Genomic DNA, 21,204 nt, shown 5'->3' on the forward strand with positions numbered 1-21,204 from the left:
TATTAGCGTTCCTGTTGAATTTAGGGATTGCTGACTGGTGCTATGTGCCACATCACAGGAATTTGGGGAGAGAATCATTCTTTCCCCATAAACCTACCCGATATTCACCTGCCTTGTTCGCTTTAAAAATCAAGGGGAGAAATAACCAAAATGACTGTCGCTCAACAACCAGAAGCTTTAAACTTTGAGTGTGAAACTGGAAATTACCACACCTTTTGCCCAATTAGCTGCGTGGCGTGGTTATACCAAAAAATTGAAGATAGTTTCTTTTTGGTGATTGGAACCAAGACTTGCGGGTACTTCCTGCAAAACGCGATGGGGGTGATGATTTTTGCTGAACCCCGTTATGCAATGGCAGAGTTGGAAGAAGGAGATATTTCGGCACAGCTGAATGATTATGAAGAGTTAAAGCGATTGTGCTTGCAAATTAAACGCGATCGCAACCCTAGTGTAATTGTCTGGATTGGCACTTGCACTACGGAAATTATTAAAATGGACTTGGAAGGCTTGGCTCCCAAGTTAGAAGGTGAAATTGGCATTCCCATCGTCGTAGCGCGTGCTAACGGTCTAGATTACGCCTTCACCCAAGGAGAAGACACTGTCTTAGCCGCTATGGCTAATCGTTGTCCTGATAAAGCGCCAGTGGCGGAAACAGACAAAAACGAACGCAACGCTATTTCCAAACTGCTCAACTTTGGTAAAAAGAAAGAAGAAGTAGTTCAAGAAGAATCTGAGTATGTAGATCATCCACCGTTGGTTCTCTTCGGTTCCCTTCCTGATCCTGTGGTAACTCAGTTAACTCTAGAACTGAAAAAGCAAGGTATTAAGGTTTCTGGCTGGCTACCTGCAAAACGCTTCACTGAATTGCCAGTCTTGGAAGAAGGCTATTACGTTTCTGGAATTAACCCCTTCCTCAGTCGGACTGCTACTACTTTAATGCGTCGGCGTAAATGCAAACTCATCGGCGCACCCTTTCCCATTGGCCCTGATGGTACTCGTGCTTGGATTGAGAAAATTTGCTCTGTGTTCGGTATTACTCCCACAGGTTTAGATGAACGGGAAGCACAAATCTGGGCAGGTTTAGAAGAATACGTCAAATTAATTCGCGGCAAATCTGTATTCTTCATGGGTGATAACTTGCTGGAAATCTCCTTAGCACGCTTCTTGGTTCGCTGTGGGATGACAGTTCCCGAAATTGGGATTCCTTACATGGATAAGCGCTATCAAGCTGCTGAGTTGGCGCTACTAGAGCAAACTTGTAAAGAAATGGGCGTACCCCTACCGAAGATTGTTGAGAAGCCAGATAATTACAACCAAGTTCAGCGTATTTATCAGTTGAAGCCAGACTTAGTAATTACTGGTATGGCTCATGCTAACCCACTCGAAGCTAGGGGTATAAATACTAAGTGGTCTGTAGAGTTTACATTTGCGCAAATTCACGGATTTGGCAATGCCCGTGACATTCTGGAATTGGTCACTCGTCCCCTACGTCGAAATAACAGCTTAAAAGATTTAGGTTGGGATAAGTTGGTCAAAGAAGAAGCAAAAATTTAGAATTCGAGATTAATCAAGCAACACTATAAAAGTATCTGAGTAGAGGCGAACATCATGTTCGCCTTTTTTTGTCAGAATACTAGCTGAAAACCCTTCAGGATGTCTCTTTGGGAGTCCAACAATTTTGGATTTTAGATTTTAATTTTTAGATTAATTGACGAATTATCTAATCCAAAATCACGCCACTTGCTACAACACTCTTAACCTGCACAACCCAGTGGCTCCAAAATTCAAAATCTAAAATTCGGTTAGCCACATAGGTAAAAGATAAAAGCTGAAATCTAGGATTTTTAGCTACTAGCAATGTTTTTCATCCTTGAGACTTCAGACTTCAGACTTCATCCTTTAAAGAACTACTTCATCGTGTTGATAATCAACAATAATCTCAAAGCTAGTGTGAGGTATCACCTGGCGTAAGTGTCGCAAATATCCATCAGCATCAGAACGAGTGCGGAATCTAGCCACAATCACTGGTTTTGTATCAGGAGTAATACGAGTGATTGCCCAAGCATTCAAGCGGTTTCTGTAAGCTTTTGCTTGATTTTCTGTTGTGGAATCGTAATCGGTATTTTGTGGCATGATCTAGATATCCCTACGAGTTAAAGTCAAGGGCGTTAGTAATTTTCTTTTCAGGGATTTTTACTAACGCTTTTTAAATATTGATGCACCTTTATTAATACATTATTTTTAGCTTGTCAACACTGAGTGTTAAATGTTTGGTGAAAGCTAAATATTTCATTAGTTGTACTTGTTATGGTCATGGTAACAAATAAAGGGTAAGACCCCTCATTCAGGAGGTAAAAAAAGTATCTTTGGCATTGTTCGCACTCCTAGCGAGAATCATCGTTACATAACTACTAAAATGGGTGTGACCCCCTAGGAGTCAGAGGTATCATTGTGAGTTTATTGACAAGAACAGAATGGTTATTTTTAAACACCTACTGAATAGCTTTGAGACAAATTGCCGGATTGACAATTTAGTACCTAACACTTGAATATATATGTGTCCATTTTTCCATCTTAATTAAGAAAACCACAGTTGAACATCAAAGCAGCAGAGCTAATTTCCCCAGGATTATGCCTATGGGATTTTTAATCCTGCTCAAAACTAGCACAAATGTCTAGATTACTGGCAATTTAAACCTAATCTTTATCAAGATGAAAACACCATTTATAGTATCAATACTGCAAAAAATTGTTGAACAAATAGGAGCAGTACTATTAATAGATCCAGAATGTAAATTTGTCGGACACATTACTTTTAAAACCGGTAAAACTACTGTTTTTCGGTCAACTCAATTTAACATTAATGGTTTCGGTGCAGCAGAAATTGCCAAAGATAAAGGTTGCTCTAGTTTTTTTCTCAGGCATTTTGGTTATAGAGTTCCTGAGGGTAAAACATTTTTTAATGATAGATTGTGTCAAAAAATCGGCACCTTAAGAAATATGGATGATGGGTTTGATTATGCTAAAGCTTTAAAATTTCCTGTAATTGTTAAGCCACTTAATCTTAGTCAAGGTATTTTAGTTACTAAAGTTCATAATAAACGAGAATACTATCAAGTAGCCAAAAAAATCTTACAAATAACATCAGGTTTTATTGTTGAAAGATTTCATTTTGGTAATGATTACAGAATTGTAGTGCTAGATGATGAGGTAATTATTACCTATCAAAGAATTCCTTTATTTGTAGTAGGGGATGGAAAAGATAGTATTTGGGAGCTTTTGCAAAAAAAACAGGTGATTTTGAATAAAGCTGGTAGAAGAATTATCGATTTTGAGGACTTTAGAATCCAAAAAAAGTTAAAAAGACAAAAGCTATCTTTTAATAGTGTACTCCCGAAAGATACTATTGTCTATCTTTTGGACAATGCAAATTTATCCAGTGGAGGTGAAGCGGTTGATTTAACTGAAAAAATCCATGCAGATTTCCAAAAATTGGCAATTAAGATCACAAAAGATATGGGTTTAAGATTAGCAGGCGTAGATATTATTACTAGTGATATAACTCAGCCAATGGAGGATTATATTCTGATTGAAGTTAATGGTTCTCCTGGCTTACTGAATTATGCTTCTTTTGGTGAATTACAAACTAAGAGAGTAGAAAATTTGTATCTCAAAGTTCTGCAAGCTATGGAGAATTATTAGTAATTCGTAATTTGTAATTCGTAATTCGTAGTTAACAACAAGATCCCCGACTTCTTAAAAAAGTCGGGAATCTGAGTTTATCGATTTTGATGATTTCGTAGTTAGTATTTTATTGCTGGAAAATGCACGATTGAAGTTCTGACTACAAATGGAGTTTTATAAAGTTTCTGTGATTAATCTAATTCTTCCTGATATCACTAAATCATGATGGAGATAGATATGGTAGATGCACCTTAATTTTAACTACAGTCCTCAGCTTTAGGTTGGGGACTTTTTTTATGGATTGCGGAAGTCCCCACCTTCAATGTACTCATAAGTGGGGATTGTGAGCAGGTGATAACGATTGCATCCAGTATTGATTTTTTGCTATGCAAAAACGTTAAAGTCGTTGACGGTTGACGGTTCACAGTTAACAGTTAACACTCAACCGTCAACCGTCTGTAGGGGCGGGTTCTGTGAGATATTCACGCCGAAAACAGATATGTTGATTAAACCCGCCCCTACAACAAGAGTAATGGAATATTTTTTGACTTGGAAGTCCCTTAAGAGTCAACGCTATTTTCAAGACAGAGTACGCAGAGAATAAAAGATAAGTTTATCTGAAAATAGCTGGTAACAAACTTGGCGCTAACCACAGTGCATAACCAAGAAATGCAAATATTCCGGTAATTAAGACAGTAAATACATAGCTAATACACATCAATAAACCGTCAGATTCGATGGTGGCAACTGCTAATAGTAAAATACCGACAGTAGGGATGGGATTAGTAAAGGGAATTGGTGTAATTAGGAGTAAGGTTAATAAGGAAATACAAAATCCATTGAATCGCCAAGCCCAATTACTATTTGCTATTTTCGGTAACCGGGGACGAGCAATTTTTTCTACTATCCTGGTAACTCGACGCATGTTATGCAACAATACGTGAGCAAAGCGGCGAGGAAATTTGTAGTTGGCTATTTTTTTGGGTAGCCAAGGCGATCGCCTTCCTAAAACCATCTGCAATGATAATATCAAGCAAGCAGCACCAAATGGCCCAGTTAATCCTGGTGGCATGGGAAATAAAAATGGTAAAACTAATAATGCTATTACCAAGCTAAAGCCACGCTCGGAAGTTTTTGCCAGAATCTCTCCTAGGGTTAGCGGCTGTTCGGCTAAATTTTGCAGCAATGACTTAATTTCTTGAGAAAATCTGAGGTGCATTTGGCGTGAGTCTGGGCGAATTTCCACAATACCCAGCTTTAGTTAAGTGAATCGCTGATCAAGGTATACATTTGTTCTACAAAAAATTCCGTAAAAAATCAAATTTTATTTATCTTTAATATATTCTGTGTTAATAATCTAACACGCGAAAATTAAAACTGCTCTCCTTCTGACGGGACAAATACAGATACGGCTGTAGGGATAACGTAAAAATGCGCAGGAGTATAGGTAGTTATTTCGCCATCGGTATTGATGGGACGTGGTTTTCGGGTATGAACTTCCATTTCTTGACCCTGCAAAGCACGAACTTCTCGCCATTTTATATGTTTTCCTTGTCGTATGGCTGGAAGTAAGGGTATGATTTGCCACCAATGATTGATTTCTAAGCTGTAGAGATCCAATCTTTGATCGTCAATTGTGGCATCGTGAGCTACTGCCATTCCCCCACCATAATAGCGACCATTGCCGACAGCAATTTGTACAGTGCGCACGCGAATCGATTCCCCGTTAATGCGAATTTCGGCGCTAAAGGGGCGAGATTCCCAGATTACTTGCAATGCTGTGGCGAGGTAAGCGAATACTCCCCAACGGCGTTTTACTTCTTTGGTAAGTCGCTGAGTGATTTTTACACTCAGTCCCATACTGGCGACGTTGAAAAAATGCTTGCCATTTACCCATCCTAAATCTATGCGGCGTTGCTCTCCAGCAGCAATAATTTTGCAGGCTTCGGTTAAGGAATTGGGAATTCCTAAAGTTCTAGCTAAATCGTTAGCAGTTCCTAAAGGTAAGATACCTAAAGGTAATTGCGTATCGACTAAAGCATCGACTGCGGCATTGAGTGTACCATCGCCGCCGCCAATAATTACCAAGTCAACTTGATGTTGGTAGTGAAGAATAATTTCAGTCAGGTGCTTGGGGTGTTCTGTAGATTCTTCAATTAAATCAAAGCCTGATTTTTTGAGACATTCAATCGCTTCTGTGAGGCGCTTTTCTCCTTGGCGCGCATGACGATTTACTAATAACAATGCGCGGGAACTCATGGGTATTACCTTTGATATCGTTATTTGTCATTTGTCATTTGCCATTTGTCATTTGTCATTTGTCATTTGTTATTTGTTAAGAAGGTGATAGTGATTTTTCCTCCTTGTCTTCCTTGTCCTCCTTGTCCTCCTTGTCCTCCTTGTCCTCCTTGTCTTCCTTGTCTTCCTTGTCCTTCTTATCCTTCTTGTCCCTCCGAAGTTCTGTTCGTCGTTCGCGCAGCGTCTCCCCTTGGGAGAAGACGTTGGCGTTCGCGCAGCGTCTCCGTTAGGAGAAGCCAGACGCTCGTACCTCGCTACCGCTGCGCTAACGCCGGACGCCGGCGCTCAGACTTCTCTCCTTGTCTCCCTTATCCCCTTCATTGTTATGAAAGTTACTCGGAATTCATTTGCCCACTGGTTTGTAAATTTTCGGCGTTACTTTTTTAAAGGGTGTTTATTTAGTCTAGCTTTATTAGCTATTGGTGTCTTCATCCCTAGGAAATGGACTTATAAACCAAAAGATAATTGTAATTTGGATGTTTGTATTTCTAATACAGGTATTCATTCTAATATAATTTTACCAACAAAAAATCATGTTTTTGATTGGCACAATCGTATCTCTGTAGAGGGAATTGGTATAGATAATTCCAATGGTTATAATTATTTAAGTTTTGGCTGGGGCGATCGCGCTTTTTATATGTCAACCCCTTCTCTGGGGGATTTACGATTGTCTACGACTTTTAAAGCTTTATTTTTACCGACTCCATCTGTAATATATGTTCAAGGTTATCAATTAATACCAGATTATCTGGAAGTTAAATGTATTAAAGTTAATAAAAATAATTATTTAAAATTAATAAAATTTATTGAAGCTACTTTTAAAGTAGACAATCAAGGTAGAGTTATCCGCATTGGTAATGGTCATACTACTAATGCTGGCTTTTATGATGCGTGGGGCAGTTATTCTATATTACGAAATTGTAATAATTGGACGGCAGAAGCATTGAGACAAGCTGATGTTAACACTCCGCTTTGGGATGGGCTTTCGGCGGCTATTATGTTGCAATTAAGAAGTGGGTGTCAGTGATTAGTCATTTGTCATTTGTCATTAGTCATTAGTCATTTGTCATTAGTCATTAGTCATTTGTCATCCGATATAGCAATTGCTCCGGCGTCGCCCGCCGCAGGCATCGCCGATATAGCAATTGGGTTCTCCGATATAGCAATTGCGATCGCCAATATAGCTTTTGGGTTCTCCGATATAACAATTGCGATCGCCGATATAGCTTTTGGGTTCTCCGATATAACAATTGCGATCGCCGATATAGCAATTGAGTTCTCCGATATAACAATTGCGATCGCCGATATAGCAATTGAGTTCTCCGATATAACAATTGCGATCGCCGATATAGCTTTTGGGTTCTCCGATATAACAATTGCGATCGCCGATATAGCGATCGTGGGTTGAGCGAAGTCGAAACCCACTACTGAGCATCGAGGGCTGAGCGTTCGCGTAGCGTCTCGCAGAGAAGTCGTTCGCGTAGCGTCTCGCAGAGAAGCCCGTCACCTTTCGCCAATCAACGTAAACGCCGCCCAATTAACAGGGTTCGGAAACTTCTCCTTCGTCTTCAACATCGCTTGACGCAAAGCCAGCGCCTTATCAGGTTGAGTTTGCAAACTTTTATAAAACTCCACCATTAAATATTGTGTCGGTTCATCCGCTACTTGCCACAACGACACCAACACACTAGGAACACCCGCAGAAATTAAAGAACGCGACAACCCAATCACCCCATCACCGGAAAGTTTCCCTTTCCCAGTTTCACAAGCACTGAGAACGACTAATTGCGCTTTTAATTTTAAATCTAAAATTTCCTCAGCTGTGAGTAAACCATCATCATTAAGAGATGGTGCAAAAGCAATCCAGCTACCCAAACCCCGGTTATCATCCGCCCAACCGTGAGTAGCAAGATGAATCACATCGACTGAAGATAAGCGTTGCAAGATATTGGCTTTCGTCGCATCTTTACCCAGAATCGCCTGAGTTTTCAACATCTTCGCAATCGTCTTTGCTTCTAGTTCCGCCCCTGGTAGTGGATCTAAGCGTGTTGCAGATTTACCCGGTTCTGTAGAAACTACAGGCATAGTAGGATTACCGACAATCAAGGCATTATTATAATTAGTTTGTCTCCCTGCGCCTAATTGATGAGTAAAATCTAACACTTGAATTGCTGGGGCTGTGAGAATGGTATGTTTTTCAATTAAGTACTTACCTTGCTCATCGCGCAAAGCTGGGAAGGGTGCAAGAAATAAAGAACTTTGGGGAATGAAAATAACTCTTTCATTAGGATTTTTTGGTAACAAATCAGCGATATCTTTAATTAAAATGTCATGCAGTTTTTGTAATGGCTTTTTCACGTTTGCAGCATCAGGATTTTGAGTGGCAATAATACCGCCAGCGCGTCCACCTCTAACCACACCAATACCTAGACGGCCTTGAGTCACTAATTTATCTAAAGTTGTATTATCTTTTTGCCACAGGGGTTTAATGTCAACTTTGCGGAATGTGACTTCCCCTGTAGGCTTGACAACCCAAATATAGAGGTCTGATTCTTTAGTTTGTTCTTTGCCTGTAACTTTGAAATCATCATAAATAATAGAATATTGAACAAGAGTGGCATTTTGCTGTTGAGCAATTTGTTTAATCTCAGAAATTGTTGGTGGTTGCGGTGATTTATACGCCTGTTTATTATTAGTAGATACACGAGATGCTAACAACTCAACAAACGCCCTAGCGCGACCGCGTTCAGCAATTTCTAAAGCAGCATCAGTTTTATTTTGGGCGATGAGGACTTTTTGTAAATCTCTGTAGATGGTGCTTTGGGCATCAAAAAGTGAGATTTTGTCGGTATCGGCTAACTTTTTATCTCGCAGAGATTCAACAACCGTAATTCCCTCATACAGGGTTTTCTCTGCTGCGAGGAGATTACCTTGTTTGTAGAAAGTAAGTCCTAAATTCTGTAAAGAGCTTCCTTCGCCATTACGGTCTTGAATTTCACGGGCGATCGCTAAGTGCTGCTCGTGGTAATCAATGGCTGTTTTGTAGTCTCCCAAAGTATTGTAAGCACTCCCGATATTACCCAGTGTCAAACCCTCGCCTTGACGATTTTTGATTTCCCTGAGAATTGCTAAACTTTGCTGGTAGTAATCAATGGCTTTTTTATAGTCTCCTAAAAAATAGTAAGCAATACCGATACTACCCAATGTCCCACCTTCGCCAAAACGGTCTTTGATTTCCCTGGCTATCTCTAAACTTTGCTGTTGATACTCAATAGCTTTTTTGTAGCCTCCTAGTTCACGGTAAGCAATACCGAGATTACCCAGCGCATTACTTTCGCCTTGACGGTCTTTCATTTCCCTAGTGATCGCTAAGTGTTGCTGGTGGTAATCAATGGCTTTGGGGTATTCTCCTAGAACACTGTAAGCAATACCGAGATTACCCAGCGCATTACCCTCACCTTGACGGTCTTTGATTTGTTGGGCGATCGCTAAATTCTGCTGGAAGTAGTCAATGGTTTTTTTGTAGTCTCCCAAATACAAGTAAGCAAGACCGATACCACCCAGCGCATTACCCTCACCTTGACGGTCTTTGATTTGTTGGGCGATCGCTAAAATGTGCTGGAAGTGATCAATAGCTTTTTTGTAGTTTCCCAGATACAAGTAAGCATTACCGAGATTACCCAGCGCGTTTTCTTCGCTTTTACGGTCTTTGATTTCTCGGTAAATAATTAGTGCTTGCTGCCACGATCGCAATGCAGCTTCAAATTGACTGGTTTGATACTGCTGTTTACCTTGGTTAAATAATCTATCAGCTTCTGCTTTCTGCGCGGATGGATTTTGCGCTAACACCTGGGTTATTCCCACAATTGCGCTGTGGTTGATGGGCGCTTGTCCAATGGTGATGAGTAGGGTAATGAGGGTAAGAAGTGCAATTTTGTGTATTTTCATGGGTGTTACTGAGGTTTCCCTGTCAGTAACATATATCTCTGTGATAGTTCAGGGTATGCAGTTTTGGTGAAATTTATTTTTGGCATGAAGATTAATTGTTGTGATGCTGCTGGCGAATTGGGATGAGATCCTCGCTTATCCCCCAATCCCGCCGTCACCTCCGGGTGCGGCTAATCGAACAAAGCCTGCCTTCGCAGGCTAAATAAATTGAGCCTGCGAAGGCAGGCTTCGTACCGTTAGCCCCAGGCTTCCAGCCTGCGGGCGATATATCGGGTAAGCGAGAAAACTACACTCATAAAAAAGGCTAATCCTACAAAGCCCACCTTCGTGGGCTAAATAAATCAGCCCACGAAGGTGGGCTTCGTACCGCTAGCCCCAGGCTTCCAGCCTGCGGGCGATATATCGGGTAAGCGAGAAAACTACACTCATGAAAAAAAGTCAAAAATAAAAGGCTGGTTGTTGATTTTACCTTTTACTTTTGACTGGGTGCTAACCTTTAAGGTGTCGGGGGAGGGTTTACCCTACGTCATCGTGGGCAAATCTGTTAAACAGGAAGTCCAGCGCATAGTTCCGCAGCTTGTAATATTGTGGATCTTCCATGATGCGGGCGCGATCGCGTGGACGAGAAAAGGGAATTTCCAAGACTTCCCCAATCTTTGCATGGGGGCCATTGGTCATCATCACCAATTTATCGGCTAAAAATAGCGCTTCATCAATGTCATGGGTAATCATCAGCACTGTGCAGCGATTATCACCCCAAATCTTCAGTAATTCTTCTTGTAATTCTTCTTTGGTAATCGCATCTAATGCCCCAAAGGGTTCATCTAAAATGAGAACTTTGGGACGAATCGCCAAAGCCCTGGCGATGGAAACCCGCTGTCTCATCCCCCCAGACATCTGCATTGGTTTCTTTTCCATTGCATCACCAAGTCCCACCATTGCCAAATGTTCGCGGACGATCGCTCTTTTTTCAGCTTCTGGTTTTTCGGGGTAAACTGCGTTGACAGCGAGATAAATATTTTCAAATGCTGTGCGCCAGGGAAGTAAAGCATAGTTTTGGAACACAACCATCCTGTCTGGGCCTGGTTTGGTGATGGGTTGTCCTTCTAGCAGTACTTGTCCTGACGAAGGAAAGTTAAAACCCGATACCATATTCAGCAGGGTTGATTTGCCACAGCCGGAGTGACCAATTACACAGAGAAATTCGCCTTGTTCTACGTTGAGGTTTACGCCATCAAGTACGGTGAAGGGGCCTTTTTTTGTGGGGTAAACTTTAGAAACGTCTTTAATCTCTAGGAAAGGCTGGCGATTGACGCTATTGACATATCCTGTTCTTTGTGCATCTCTGGGAGTTTCGGCTAATCTTAAATTGCGGTTTTGCATAGCAAGGAAGGATGAAGGATGAAGGATGAAGGATGAAGGATGAAGGATGAAGGATGAAGGATGAAATTAGGGGAATTTGAATTTAAAAATCATTAACGGAGTTCAAAGCCTGATTAACCGAGTTCTGAGCCTGATTAACCGAGTTCTGAGCTTGATTAACGGAGTTCTGAACCTGATTAACCGAGTTCTGAGCCTGATTAACGGAGTTCTGAACCTGATTAACGGAGTTCTGAACTTGATTAACCGAGTTCTGAACTTGATTAACCAAGTTATGAGCTTGATTAACGGAGTTCAAAGCCTGATTAACGGAGTTCTGAACCTGATTAACGGAGTTCTGAACCTGATTAACGGAGTTCTGAGCTTGATTAACCGAGTTCTGAACTTGATTAACCGAGTTCTGAGCCTCATTAATGAACTTCCGAGCCTCATTAATGAGCTTCCTCGACTCTCAAGTCTGGAAAAATGAAGGCTGAGCGTTCGCGTAGCGTCTCGCAGAGAAGTCGAAGCCTGAATTTACGCTGCTGTTCTGCGCGGTGCATCAAGAACGACTTCAGCAACAGAGAAATCACGCTTAATCTGCAAGCTGTTGAGATAGGCGATCGGATCGTCAGCGTTAAATGGTGTACCATCAAATAGCTGAATCGGCTGGCGAGTATAGCTGATATCTAAGCCTAATTCTCTCGCTGCGGTGCTGAAAACTCGCACCCGACAAACTCTTTCTACAACTTCTACCCAATTTCTGGGGAAGGGAGTATCACCCCACCGCGCTAGTTGACTCATGATCCAAATTTGCTCGGTACGGCTGGGGCGGTTAATTGCCGACTCAGAATAAAATTGGTGATGGGCGTAATCTCGTAATGGATGGTCTAAATCACAAGTCAAATTATCAGGATCTTCGAGTTGAATATACTCTAAATCAGTACTGACATAATCTCGCCCTGCTGTAATCCTTCTAATTTCCTCAGCATTTTGGGGATCTGCACAGTAAACACAAGCTTCTAATAAAGCTTTAGTTAAAGCAATATGGGTATTAGGGTAAGCTTCCGCCCAATCTTCCCGCACACCGAGAACTTTACCAGGGTGTCCTAGCCAAACTTCTAAGTCTGTCGCTACGGTAAAGCCAACACCTTCAACTGCGGCGCGGTAGTTCCAAGGTTCACCGACACAGTAACCGTCAATACTACCATTTTGTAAGTCAGCTACCATCTGCGCCGGGGGAATGGTCTTCATATCCACATCGATATCGGGGTCAACTCCCCCAGCAGCTAGCCAGTAACGCAGCAGTAAGTTGTGCATGGATGCGGGATGCACTACCCCCATGATGTGTCTTTGTTCGCGGGTACGCAGGAGATATTTTTTAAAGTCTGATAAGCTTTGCACACCTTGGTCGTAAAAGCGTTTCGCCAAAGTAATAGCGTTACCGTTACGAGTCATGGTGAGGGAACTAACTACGGGTACTGGTTGGTTTTTATGTCCGCCCAATGTTAACCACATTGGCATACCCGAAGGCATTTGGGCTGCATCTAAATAACCGCCCGTGATACCATCTTCAATACCACGCCAGCTGGTTTCCCGGACTAAGTTAACTTCATCTAAACCATGCTTGGCGAAAAAGCCTTTTTCTTTCGCAATAGCCAGAGGTGCGCAAGCGCTGAGGGGTAAAAAGCCAATTTCTAAGTTAACTTTTTCTAAACCATGACGGGAAATATTAGCAGTTTTCCGCGCCCGAATTTTCTTGATGCGTTTCTGCTGGTTGAGGAAGTAAATCATCTCACTCCGCAGACTGTAGTAGCTGGGATGTTCTACTACTTCCATGCGTTTGCGGGGTCTGGGGATATCTACTTCTAAGATGTCACCAATTTTCGATTCGGGGCCATTGGTCAACATGACAATTCTATCAGATAGCAACACTGCTTCATCTACGTCATGGGTAACCATTACCGCCGTGACTTGATTTTCTTCGCAGATTTGCATTAATTGTTCTTGCAAATTCCCCCGTGTCAGTGCATCCAAAGCACCAAAAGGCTCATCTAGCAAGAGTAATTTGGGACGAATCGCTAAGGCGCGAGCGATCGCAACTCGCTGTTTTTGTCCCCCCGATAACATCCCCGGTTGCTTATCAGCATGGGGACGCAAACCCACCATATCTATATGTTTTTCTACAATAGATCGGCGTTCAGCAGCCGGCATCCCCTTCATGACTGAATCTACAGCCAAAGCAATATTTTCTCTAACAGTCCGCCAAGGTAGTAAGGAATAATTTTGAAATACCACCATCCTATCGGGGCCTGGTTTAGCAATTCTTTGTCCTTCCAAGGTCACAACACCTTCAGAAGGTAAATCTAACCCCGCAATCATATTTAACAGAGTAGATTTACCACAACCGGAGTGACCAATTAAAGAAACAAACTCACCTTTTCTAATTTGTAAGTCAATTCCTTTGAGAGCAATATATTTACCACCACCAGTCAACTCAAAAACCTTATCAATTTGGTCAACAGCAACGAATACACTCATTTGTCAATTGTCCTTTGTCAGTTGTCCTTTGTCATTTGTCCTTTGTCATTTGTCCTTTGTCATTTGTGCTTGGTCATTATTTTTTACTAATGACCAATGACCAATGACTAATGACTATTGGCTATTTTTGTTCTGCTGGTAAAATCAGGTTTTGCACCCAAGCCATTAATTTATCGAGGATTAAACCGACAACGCCGATATAAACTAGAGCCAAAATAACTTCACTAACGTTGTTATTTTGATAAGCATCCCAGATAAAGAAGCCAATCCCGACAATACCGGACATGACAATTTCTGCGGCGATAATCGCTAACCAAGCCAAACCAATCGCAATTCTTAGACCTGTGAAAATGTAGGGTAAAGCAGCAGGAATTAAGATATTGATAAAGTAGTCTTTGCGGCTCAATTGCAGAACTTTAGCGACGTTGTTGTAATCTTGGGGAATTTGAGTTACACCCACAGCAGTGTTAATTAATATCGGCCAAATTGCGGTGATGAAGATAACAAATAAAGCTGCTGGTTCGTTTTGGCGTAAAGCTGCTAAGGAAATTGGCACCCAAGCCAGAGGTGGTACAGTCCGTAATAATTGAAAGATTGGGTCTAAAGCCTTAGACATGGTTTTATTCACCCCAATCAAAATACCCAAACCAATACCCACAATTGCCGCTAGTGTGTAACTAATTGCCACCCTTTGTAGGCTTGCCCAAATCTGCCAAAAAAGACCTTTATCTGTGCCACCTTTGTCATAAAAGGGATACAAAATTAATATCCAAGTATCTGTGATCACTTGAACTGGCCCGGGTAATGTAGCGCCAGGAGTCAAAGCAAACAGTTGCCAGACAACCAGAAATATTATAATTGCGATCGCAGGCGGTACAACATTCGGAAATTGCTTTTGCAACCGGGATATAAAGCTGTTGTCAAACCTAGGACTTGCAGGGCGTTTTTGAGCAATTGTCATATACTGTTTTCTCCTCTAAATTTGGTATTTGGTGTTAGTCAGTTGTCATTTGTCATTTGTCGTTTGTTATTTCTCCCTTGTCCCCCTTATCCCCCTTGTCCCTTAACTAAACACTGACCTTTTTAATCTTGAGACTCTTCAAATATTCTTCAGGTTTTTCTGGGTCAAACTTTGTGCCATCAAAAAACTCTTCCACACCACGAGATGTATTTGTAGGAATATCAGCCGCCGCAATTCCTGCTTCTTTCGCAGCTTCTTTCCAAATATCTTCGCGGTTGACTTTATTGATTAGTTCTTTTGCTTTGGCAGCATTATTGGTGATGTAATCTTTGGGTAAAAATCCCCAACGCACATTTTCGGTGATAAACCATAAATCATGGCTCTTGTAGGGATAAGAAACATTACCTTTGCCATCTTTCCAGTAGTAAGCCGCCATTGTTTTATCATCAATTTTGCGACCATCACCCATATCATATTTACCTTGATATGGATCTGCGAGAATTTCTGCTGAGGGTAGGTTAAAGTAATTTCTACCAGCGAGAATTTGAGCAGCTTCTTTGCGGTTGTCAAAATTATCTAACCACTGCTGGGCTTCCATAATACCTTTGAGTATGGCTTTGGTGGCTTTAGGATGTTTGTCTACCCAATCAGCCCGCATCGCCAAGTATTCTTCAGGATGGTTCTTCCAAATCTCTGCGGTTAATGCAGCCATGTAGCCAATTTTGTCGTTAACCAGGCGGAAGGGCCAGGGGTCACCAGTACTAAATGCATCCATTGTGCCGGTTTTCATGTTGGCGACGGTTTGCGCCGCAGGTACGGTGAGCAATTTCACATCTGCATCTGGGTCTATTCCACCGGCTGCTAACCAGTAGCGAATCCACAAATCTTGGTTGACATGGGGAAAGGTGAAAGCAGCGGTGAAGGGTGTGGAAGATTTGAGTTCTTTAAATAAAGACTTAGCGCCAGCCAATTGCAGACTTACACCTTTACCTTGGTGCTTGTTGGCGATCGCAATTCCATTCCCATGTGTAATTAATTGACATAATACATACATGGGAATTTTTTGATTTCCCTTGGTAATTAAGCCTTCTGTAATTAAATGAGGCATTGGCATTTGCCATTGACCGCCATCAATTCCACCACCAACCGAGCCAATTTCTACGTTATCTCTAGCTGCACCCCAAGAAGCCTGTTTGGCAAGGTCTACATTCATGCCATACTTCGCAAAAAAGCCTTTTTCTTTAGCAATAATTAGAGGCGCTGCTTCCACAATAGGAATATATCCCAGTTTAACTGTGGTAGTTTCTGGCTTTTGCTCAGGACTAATATTAGCTACTTCTTGAACTGCTGGTTTTGTTGTACCACCACCACTGCTAAGATTCTCAGGAGGATTGCCCAAACAGCCTTTCAGGAATACAGCCCCCGCAGAAGCTCCAGCTGTTAAGATAAATTTGCGGCGAGAAAATCGATTTAAAAATTCCGTCATGATGTCTCCTAACAGGTGAAATGTAAGTTTTTATGTATGGCAATCAAGGCAAGTAAATCAAAAGTTTCTTGCACATCTTAATTGTTAATTTGAGCGTTTTTAGGTACACAGACTTTCGTCATTTCTAGAAGAAATGGCGATAGCAAATTCTGCGTTTATCAAAAAAAATTTGGGAATGGATAGATTAGAATCTTGCCAACGGAGGAAGCATCACTTAACTTGTTGAAATTAGTTTACAGGTTTTCCGGCGTAAATGGTAACTTTGGAACGATGATTCTTAAATAAATATTAGATTAGATATATAAGTAAAATTTTATCAATCAGCCTGAAAGCCGCCAAAAACTTCTAATATATAAGTTTTTCTCTATGGATTTTATGGTTGCTCGGCTATGAATGCATATTTTTAAATGATTTCAATTGCCTTTTTAATAATGATTTCTACAAATTTTTAATAGTAACCATTGTGTGAATCTATAATGAGCGATTTGATTGATTAACTTATGTAAAGTCAAGGAACAGCCCGTAGGTGGAGTTGGGGAAACAAAACTTAATATTGCTGCATTTGTGATCTTATATAGTCTTAGATGATTTTCGGATTGCCCGAACTTTTCCTCAACTCAGGATATTCAAGCCTCTGCTCTCTACTTGCACATTTTAAAACCTTTATATAGTAAGGCTTTGAGAAATTTTATCAAAATGTGCAAGTTTCATATTTTGCGGGAGCGTTAATCGCGCCCGTGGGAGGCTGATATCTTGCACCACTGTCTGATCGCACTCTGGTGGGCACTTTGCCCACCCTACAGAGAAAATTATGAGACGGGCTTTTCTGTGCGCAAACCAAAGTAGGTCATAACAAGTTCATTTGTACCAGTATTCACAACTTCATGCACTTCCCCTGGTTCTACTGCTACACAATTACCGGGAACCAAGGAGTATTCTTTGCCATCTATATATATAGCTCCTGCACCCGCTTCCACAAAAAACACTTCAGACATATCTTGATGGGCGTGGGCTGGGGCGCTTTGTCCGGGAGCAAAACGTGCTTGGGAAAAGTTGGTCAGATGAGGTAAATCCCCAAACCGCAGCATCACTTTTTTCTTGATTTGGGGGTTGTGAGAAACTGGCTCTTCTGGCAATTCATTCAGGGACGTGGTAATCATAATTCTGCCCGGGAGATTACTTATATATGTCAATGGAAGCGTTACCTCTAAGCAACGCTTTCATTAACATGTGTTCAAACGGACATGATATCATTCGGGTCTTAAATCATTGGATAATTCCACAATCCCCCGAGAGCCATCGATTCGTACTCGCTGCCCATCTTGCAGCAACCAGGTAGCACCACGCACATCCATGACTGCGGGAATTCCGTATTCACGAGCAACGATCGCACCGTGAGAAAGTCTGCCTCCGGCTTCAGAAATCAATCCTCCTGCCCTGACTAAGATTGGGGCCCAGGCGGAATCTGTGTAAGGTACTACCAAAATTGTCTGTCTGTCAATTGTGGGCAAGTTTTGTAAATTTCGTAACACCTTGATTTTGCCTTCAGCTTGTCCGTGACTGGCGGGAATACCCTGTAAAATTTGGTCGGAGTACAAAGCTGAGGGGGCTAGGGGATGGGGCGGTGTATGGCCGTAAACTAGGAGGGGAATTTGAGTGATTTGGCTGTCTTGTTCAAATTGCGATCGCCTTGTTTGCACCAATTGCTGTAAATGGCTACTAAATTCAGGATCAGTCGCCGCAACTAAAATGCCAATTTCATCCAACTCGAGAAAAAAGATATCGCCAGGTTCTCTCAGCCAGCCGGATTTTAACCAAATCTGCTCTAAAGCCACAAAACTCCAACGTAATTCAGCTAACAGTCGGGAGTATACCTCGGTGACTCGACCTTTAAGATCCACTCGGCGTTGGACATTTCCCCGTTTTCGTTTCCCTGAAAAAACTTGATTTATGGGATCTATACCACCTGTGGGCGCTTCATTTCCCTGCATTAACTGCACAAATAACTGTTTGACATAGTGGGGGTCTTCTTTCCAGGTGGTCACGGAGATATCAGTGCCAACTTCACTTAAATAGCCGTAATCTTGCAGCAGTTCGTTAAAATCATACAAAACGTTCTGGCCTTCGGGCGTTGACTCCAACTGCTCAAAGACTTTCTCCGGCTCAAATTCTGGTAATACCTGTTTGGCATTTTGCGCTAAAGTACTCAGCGCTCTTAAAACTGCTACCTCTGGTGCAACACTATTATCAATTTGCCCATCCTTGACCCGAAAAATTTTCTGTCTGATGGCAGCACTGATGGGAGCGAAAATACTATAGTAAGTTCCCAGGCGCAGCACTTCTAAAATCATGTCAACTCTCGCTAATAACTGGGATGGTTCCAGTTCTGCAATCGATTCGTGGGCTAACTGGGACAATACAGGTACAAACTTCTCGCGGTAATCTTGCTTAAACTCTGCTTCTAAATCCATTTCCCGGCGTACTAACCGCAGCAATCCCGGTATACTCCGCAAAGTAGAAATTAAAGGCGGTTTACTTAAGCTATCGCCTCTAGTTAAAAAGTCTAAGCTTTCTGGTGGTAAACCCATGCGCAAAAATATCTGCCCTAGGAGGGATGCATTAAAATATGCTCTTGAATAATGCAGAGTTGCGGTTTCGGCAAAATCTAATCCCAAAACGCGATCGCCTAAACCCAAAGTAAAAATTTCTCCCCAAACGCCACAAGTTAAGGGGCGATTCACCGACCAAGTTAAGGGATGAATCACTCCGGGGATAACTTCGGCGGCGATTTTTCTTGTCCAGATGGGTAACAAGGTGGTGATGGGTCTAGCTTGTAATACCCAAAGCGTTTGACCGTCGTAACTCCATTCTATATCTTGCGGAATGCCGTGATAACGTTTTTCTAAACGGCGGGTTAATAAGGCTACTTGTTTAATTAATGCTTGTGGTACTCTGCCTGTACCTTCTAATTGTACAGAAGAGAAATTTTCAGTTTCGACCACAAAAGCCCGATATTGTTCGGGGGTGACTCTGCCGGAGACAACTTGACTGGCGTTGCCTGGTAAAGCTTCAATCACAATGGCATCACCTTGCTGAGTAATGGGATCGCGACTGAAAGCCACACCAGAATAGACACTCTGGACTTGTTGTTGAATCAGCACCGCCATTGCTTGGTCTGGTAAACCGCGATCGCGCCGATATTGTACCGCAGTAGGATTATCATAAGAAGATCTTACTTGGGCGATCGCTTCTTTGAGCTTCTGTTCGCTGGTAACGTTCAACACCGTTTCGTACTGTCCAGCCGCAGAAGCTTGTTCTGAGTCTTCACCAATTGCCGAAGAACGCACTACTAAAGGTGATAATTCCGAAGGAGCGAAAAAGTCGATTACGCCATTGGGATCGTCGTTGGGAGTAAGTACCCACCCTTTAGGAACTGGGTAACCCCAGCGCTTGAGTTGAGATAGCGCCGCTGCTTTGTGCCCAACTTTTGTCTCATCTAAGTCTTCACTTAGAGACAGAAGTTTGGTTTCGCCACCCAAAAATTGCAGCATGGCTTTTGATTCTGCTTTTGCACCTTCGGCTGGGAGATTCAGGTCATCAGGAATCTTGGTATAAATCCAACCTAATAATCCCGCCAAGCTAGCCGCTGCAATAATTCTCAAGAAATCTTCAACGTGCAGCACGGCGACAAACAGCGGGAATAGCAGCAAAACGCCGAACTTTACTAATTTCTTGGATTGGAGAACAGTAAAGCTGATCGCTGCTAAAAAAGCTATAAAACCTGCCACGAGTGGATCGTGTACCAAAAATCCCCAGACGACGTTTGTTGTACCTGCTCCTTTACCAATGGAGTATCTACCTATTACCAAAGCAATCAGAGCTATCAGTTCCCAAGTTGACCCCTCTCCAAAGAAAGCACGGGCAATCAGAACTGCTGCAATCCCTTTAAAAGCTTCTGATATTACTGCGAGAATGCCTACCAGTTTGCCACCGTGGTAAAAAGCGGCTGACACACTAATATTTCCAGTACCGAGTCTTGCTAATTGCTTCCCTGTGAGGGCGTAGGTAATCCAGGCAATTAGCGGTAACGCACCCAGTAAGGGGCAGACAATTAAAATAGTTAAGGCACCCCAAAGTTCAAACATCGTGGATTTTGGATTTTAGATTTATCTTGGATTTTGCATTTTGCATCTCAAATCTCAAATCTAAAATCTTACGGAAATTTTATTGATGCTTTCAAGGGCGCGGAGTTGGGCAAGGTACACTTGGCTGAGGCAGAAGCCAATTTAGCCAGTGTCCTGCCAACCGACCGAATACTAAGCAGCTAATTCCTAGTTTAGCGCATAAGCAGCTTGTAATGCCCAAATAATTAGACCAGCAATAGACCCCAACAGCAGCACGGTAGAGATAGTGACCACTTTTGGCGAATCTGCTCCATCAAATTTCATGATTCCGCGATTTAAATCGGACATAGCTTTGTAAACCTCCTTTGTTACAGTGCTAATTTGTCCGCTTTGATTGTAGTCCTTCTGTTTAAAGATAGTATTAAATCGTTATTATTATTTTGTTTAAGCTTTGCAACAATGACCCCCAGAAATCTATCTACATCTTTGAAAATAAAGTAGTAGTTTATACTTAATACTCAGTAGTCAATGGTCATTGGTCATTGGTCAAGAATAATTACTATGGACTATTGACTCTTGACTGTGCCAGTTGCCTAAAGTCCGAACAGTGAGATTTTAGACATAAGTATCTCTAAAATTTCTGCAAATAAAAGTGATTTAAAATACTAAAACTTAAATTTTTTTTGCATAAATGTATTTATAACTTTAGAGATAGCGAATTATGAGAAATCTGTCTAGAGGCTGAGATAAAAATAGTATAATTTAATACTTTACTGTTAGGCGATTAATTTTCTTAAATTAAT

General features: G+C 41.8%; 17 protein-coding genes. 5 read left to right on the top strand and 12 right to left on the bottom strand.

Going from position 1 to position 21,204, the window contains the following annotated elements; all coding sequences use genetic code 11:
* The first annotated feature begins 150 nt into the window (after positions 1–150).
* A complete protein-coding gene (locus AACU32_RS29335) occupies positions 151–1,554 on the top strand; it encodes a ferredoxin:protochlorophyllide reductase (ATP-dependent) subunit N (protein ID WP_096604917.1) in 1,404 nt (467 codons plus the stop codon).
* Between the two features lie 166 nt (positions 1,555–1,720).
* On the opposite strand, the gene AACU32_RS29340 is transcribed toward AACU32_RS29335, so the two are convergent.
* Together AACU32_RS29340 and AACU32_RS29345 are read right to left on the bottom strand one after the other, a co-directional pair.
* Positions 1,721–1,858 (bottom strand): hypothetical protein, encoded by a 138-nt coding sequence (locus tag AACU32_RS29340; protein ID WP_339378363.1) that lies wholly within the window; start codon positions 1,856–1,858, stop codon positions 1,721–1,723.
* A gap of 41 nt (positions 1,859–1,899) precedes the next feature.
* Positions 1,900–2,133 carry a hypothetical protein gene (locus tag AACU32_RS29345; RefSeq protein ID WP_096604919.1) on the bottom strand — a complete coding sequence of 78 codons (234 nt, stop codon included), beginning with the start codon at positions 2,131–2,133 and terminating at the stop codon, positions 1,900–1,902.
* Between the two features lie 579 nt (positions 2,134–2,712).
* Between AACU32_RS29345 and AACU32_RS29350 the strand changes: the two genes are divergently transcribed.
* Positions 2,713–3,702 carry a cyanophycin synthetase gene (locus AACU32_RS29350; RefSeq protein ID WP_096604921.1) on the top strand — a complete coding sequence of 330 codons (990 nt, stop codon included), beginning with the start codon at positions 2,713–2,715 and terminating at the stop codon, positions 3,700–3,702.
* Between the two features lie 595 nt (positions 3,703–4,297).
* On the opposite strand, the gene AACU32_RS29355 is transcribed toward AACU32_RS29350, so the two are convergent.
* Both AACU32_RS29355 and AACU32_RS29360 read right to left on the bottom strand, forming a co-directional pair.
* On the bottom strand, positions 4,298–4,903 hold the full coding sequence (locus AACU32_RS29355; protein ID WP_339378714.1) for an exopolysaccharide biosynthesis protein: 606 nt from the start codon (positions 4,901–4,903) through the stop codon (positions 4,298–4,300).
* A gap of 152 nt (positions 4,904–5,055) precedes the next feature.
* A complete protein-coding gene (locus AACU32_RS29360; protein WP_096604925.1) occupies positions 5,056–5,943 on the bottom strand; it encodes a lipid kinase in 888 nt (295 codons plus the stop codon).
* A gap of 364 nt (positions 5,944–6,307) precedes the next feature.
* Here AACU32_RS29360 and AACU32_RS29365 point away from each other — a divergent pair, with 364 nt between their 5' ends.
* Both AACU32_RS29365 and AACU32_RS29370 read left to right on the top strand, forming a co-directional pair.
* Entirely contained in the window at positions 6,308–7,009 is a 702-nt protein-coding gene (locus AACU32_RS29365; protein ID WP_096604927.1) for a TIGR02117 family protein, read from the top strand.
* A 57-nt stretch (positions 7,010–7,066) separates the two neighbouring features.
* The gene (locus AACU32_RS29370; protein WP_339378364.1) at positions 7,067–7,390 is read left to right on the top strand and encodes a hypothetical protein; all 324 of its coding nucleotides are present in this window, start codon (positions 7,067–7,069) and stop codon (positions 7,388–7,390) included.
* 95 nt (positions 7,391–7,485) lie between these two features.
* Here the strand turns inward: AACU32_RS29370 and AACU32_RS29375 are convergent, their stop codons facing one another.
* Both AACU32_RS29375 and AACU32_RS29380 read right to left on the bottom strand, forming a co-directional pair.
* A complete protein-coding gene (locus tag AACU32_RS29375; RefSeq protein ID WP_096604931.1) occupies positions 7,486–9,930 on the bottom strand; it encodes a CHAT domain-containing protein in 2,445 nt (814 codons plus the stop codon).
* A 516-nt stretch (positions 9,931–10,446) separates the two neighbouring features.
* Complete coding sequence (locus AACU32_RS29380; RefSeq protein WP_096604933.1) at positions 10,447–11,313, bottom strand: nitrate ABC transporter ATP-binding protein; 867 nt, start codon at positions 11,311–11,313, stop codon at positions 10,447–10,449.
* Positions 11,314–11,389: 76 nt separating this feature from the next.
* Between AACU32_RS29380 and AACU32_RS29385 the strand changes: the two genes are divergently transcribed.
* The gene (locus AACU32_RS29385; protein WP_096604935.1) at positions 11,390–11,779 is read left to right on the top strand and encodes a hypothetical protein; all 390 of its coding nucleotides are present in this window, start codon (positions 11,390–11,392) and stop codon (positions 11,777–11,779) included.
* A 47-nt stretch (positions 11,780–11,826) separates the two neighbouring features.
* Here AACU32_RS29385 and AACU32_RS29390 read toward each other — a convergent pair whose 3' ends face one another.
* The 6 genes from AACU32_RS29390 to AACU32_RS29415 all read right to left on the bottom strand — a co-directional run bounded on the left by AACU32_RS29390 (position 11,827) and on the right by AACU32_RS29415 (position 20,749).
* A complete protein-coding gene (locus AACU32_RS29390; protein ID WP_096604937.1) occupies positions 11,827–13,830 on the bottom strand; it encodes an ABC transporter ATP-binding/substrate-binding protein in 2,004 nt (667 codons plus the stop codon).
* 121 nt (positions 13,831–13,951) lie between these two features.
* Positions 13,952–14,791, bottom strand: coding sequence for a nitrate ABC transporter permease (ntrB, locus tag AACU32_RS29395; protein ID WP_096604939.1), 840 nt, complete (start codon positions 14,789–14,791; stop codon positions 13,952–13,954).
* Between the two features lie 106 nt (positions 14,792–14,897).
* Positions 14,898–16,277 (bottom strand): CmpA/NrtA family ABC transporter substrate-binding protein, encoded by a 1,380-nt coding sequence (locus tag AACU32_RS29400; protein WP_096604941.1) that lies wholly within the window; start codon positions 16,275–16,277, stop codon positions 14,898–14,900.
* A gap of 809 nt (positions 16,278–17,086) precedes the next feature.
* Positions 17,087–17,437 carry a cupin domain-containing protein gene (locus tag AACU32_RS29405; protein WP_096604943.1) on the bottom strand — a complete coding sequence of 117 codons (351 nt, stop codon included), beginning with the start codon at positions 17,435–17,437 and terminating at the stop codon, positions 17,087–17,089.
* 90 nt (positions 17,438–17,527) lie between these two features.
* A complete protein-coding gene (locus AACU32_RS29410; RefSeq protein WP_096604945.1) occupies positions 17,528–20,422 on the bottom strand; it encodes a glycerol-3-phosphate acyltransferase in 2,895 nt (964 codons plus the stop codon).
* A 186-nt stretch (positions 20,423–20,608) separates the two neighbouring features.
* Positions 20,609–20,749 (bottom strand): hypothetical protein, encoded by a 141-nt coding sequence (locus tag AACU32_RS29415; RefSeq protein ID WP_190477982.1) that lies wholly within the window; start codon positions 20,747–20,749, stop codon positions 20,609–20,611.
* Between the last annotated feature and the right edge of the window lie 455 nt (positions 20,750–21,204).

It is taken from the genome of Calothrix sp. NIES-2100, from assembly GCF_963875285.1.
GTDB lineage: Bacteria > Cyanobacteriota > Cyanobacteriia > Cyanobacteriales > Nostocaceae > Aulosira.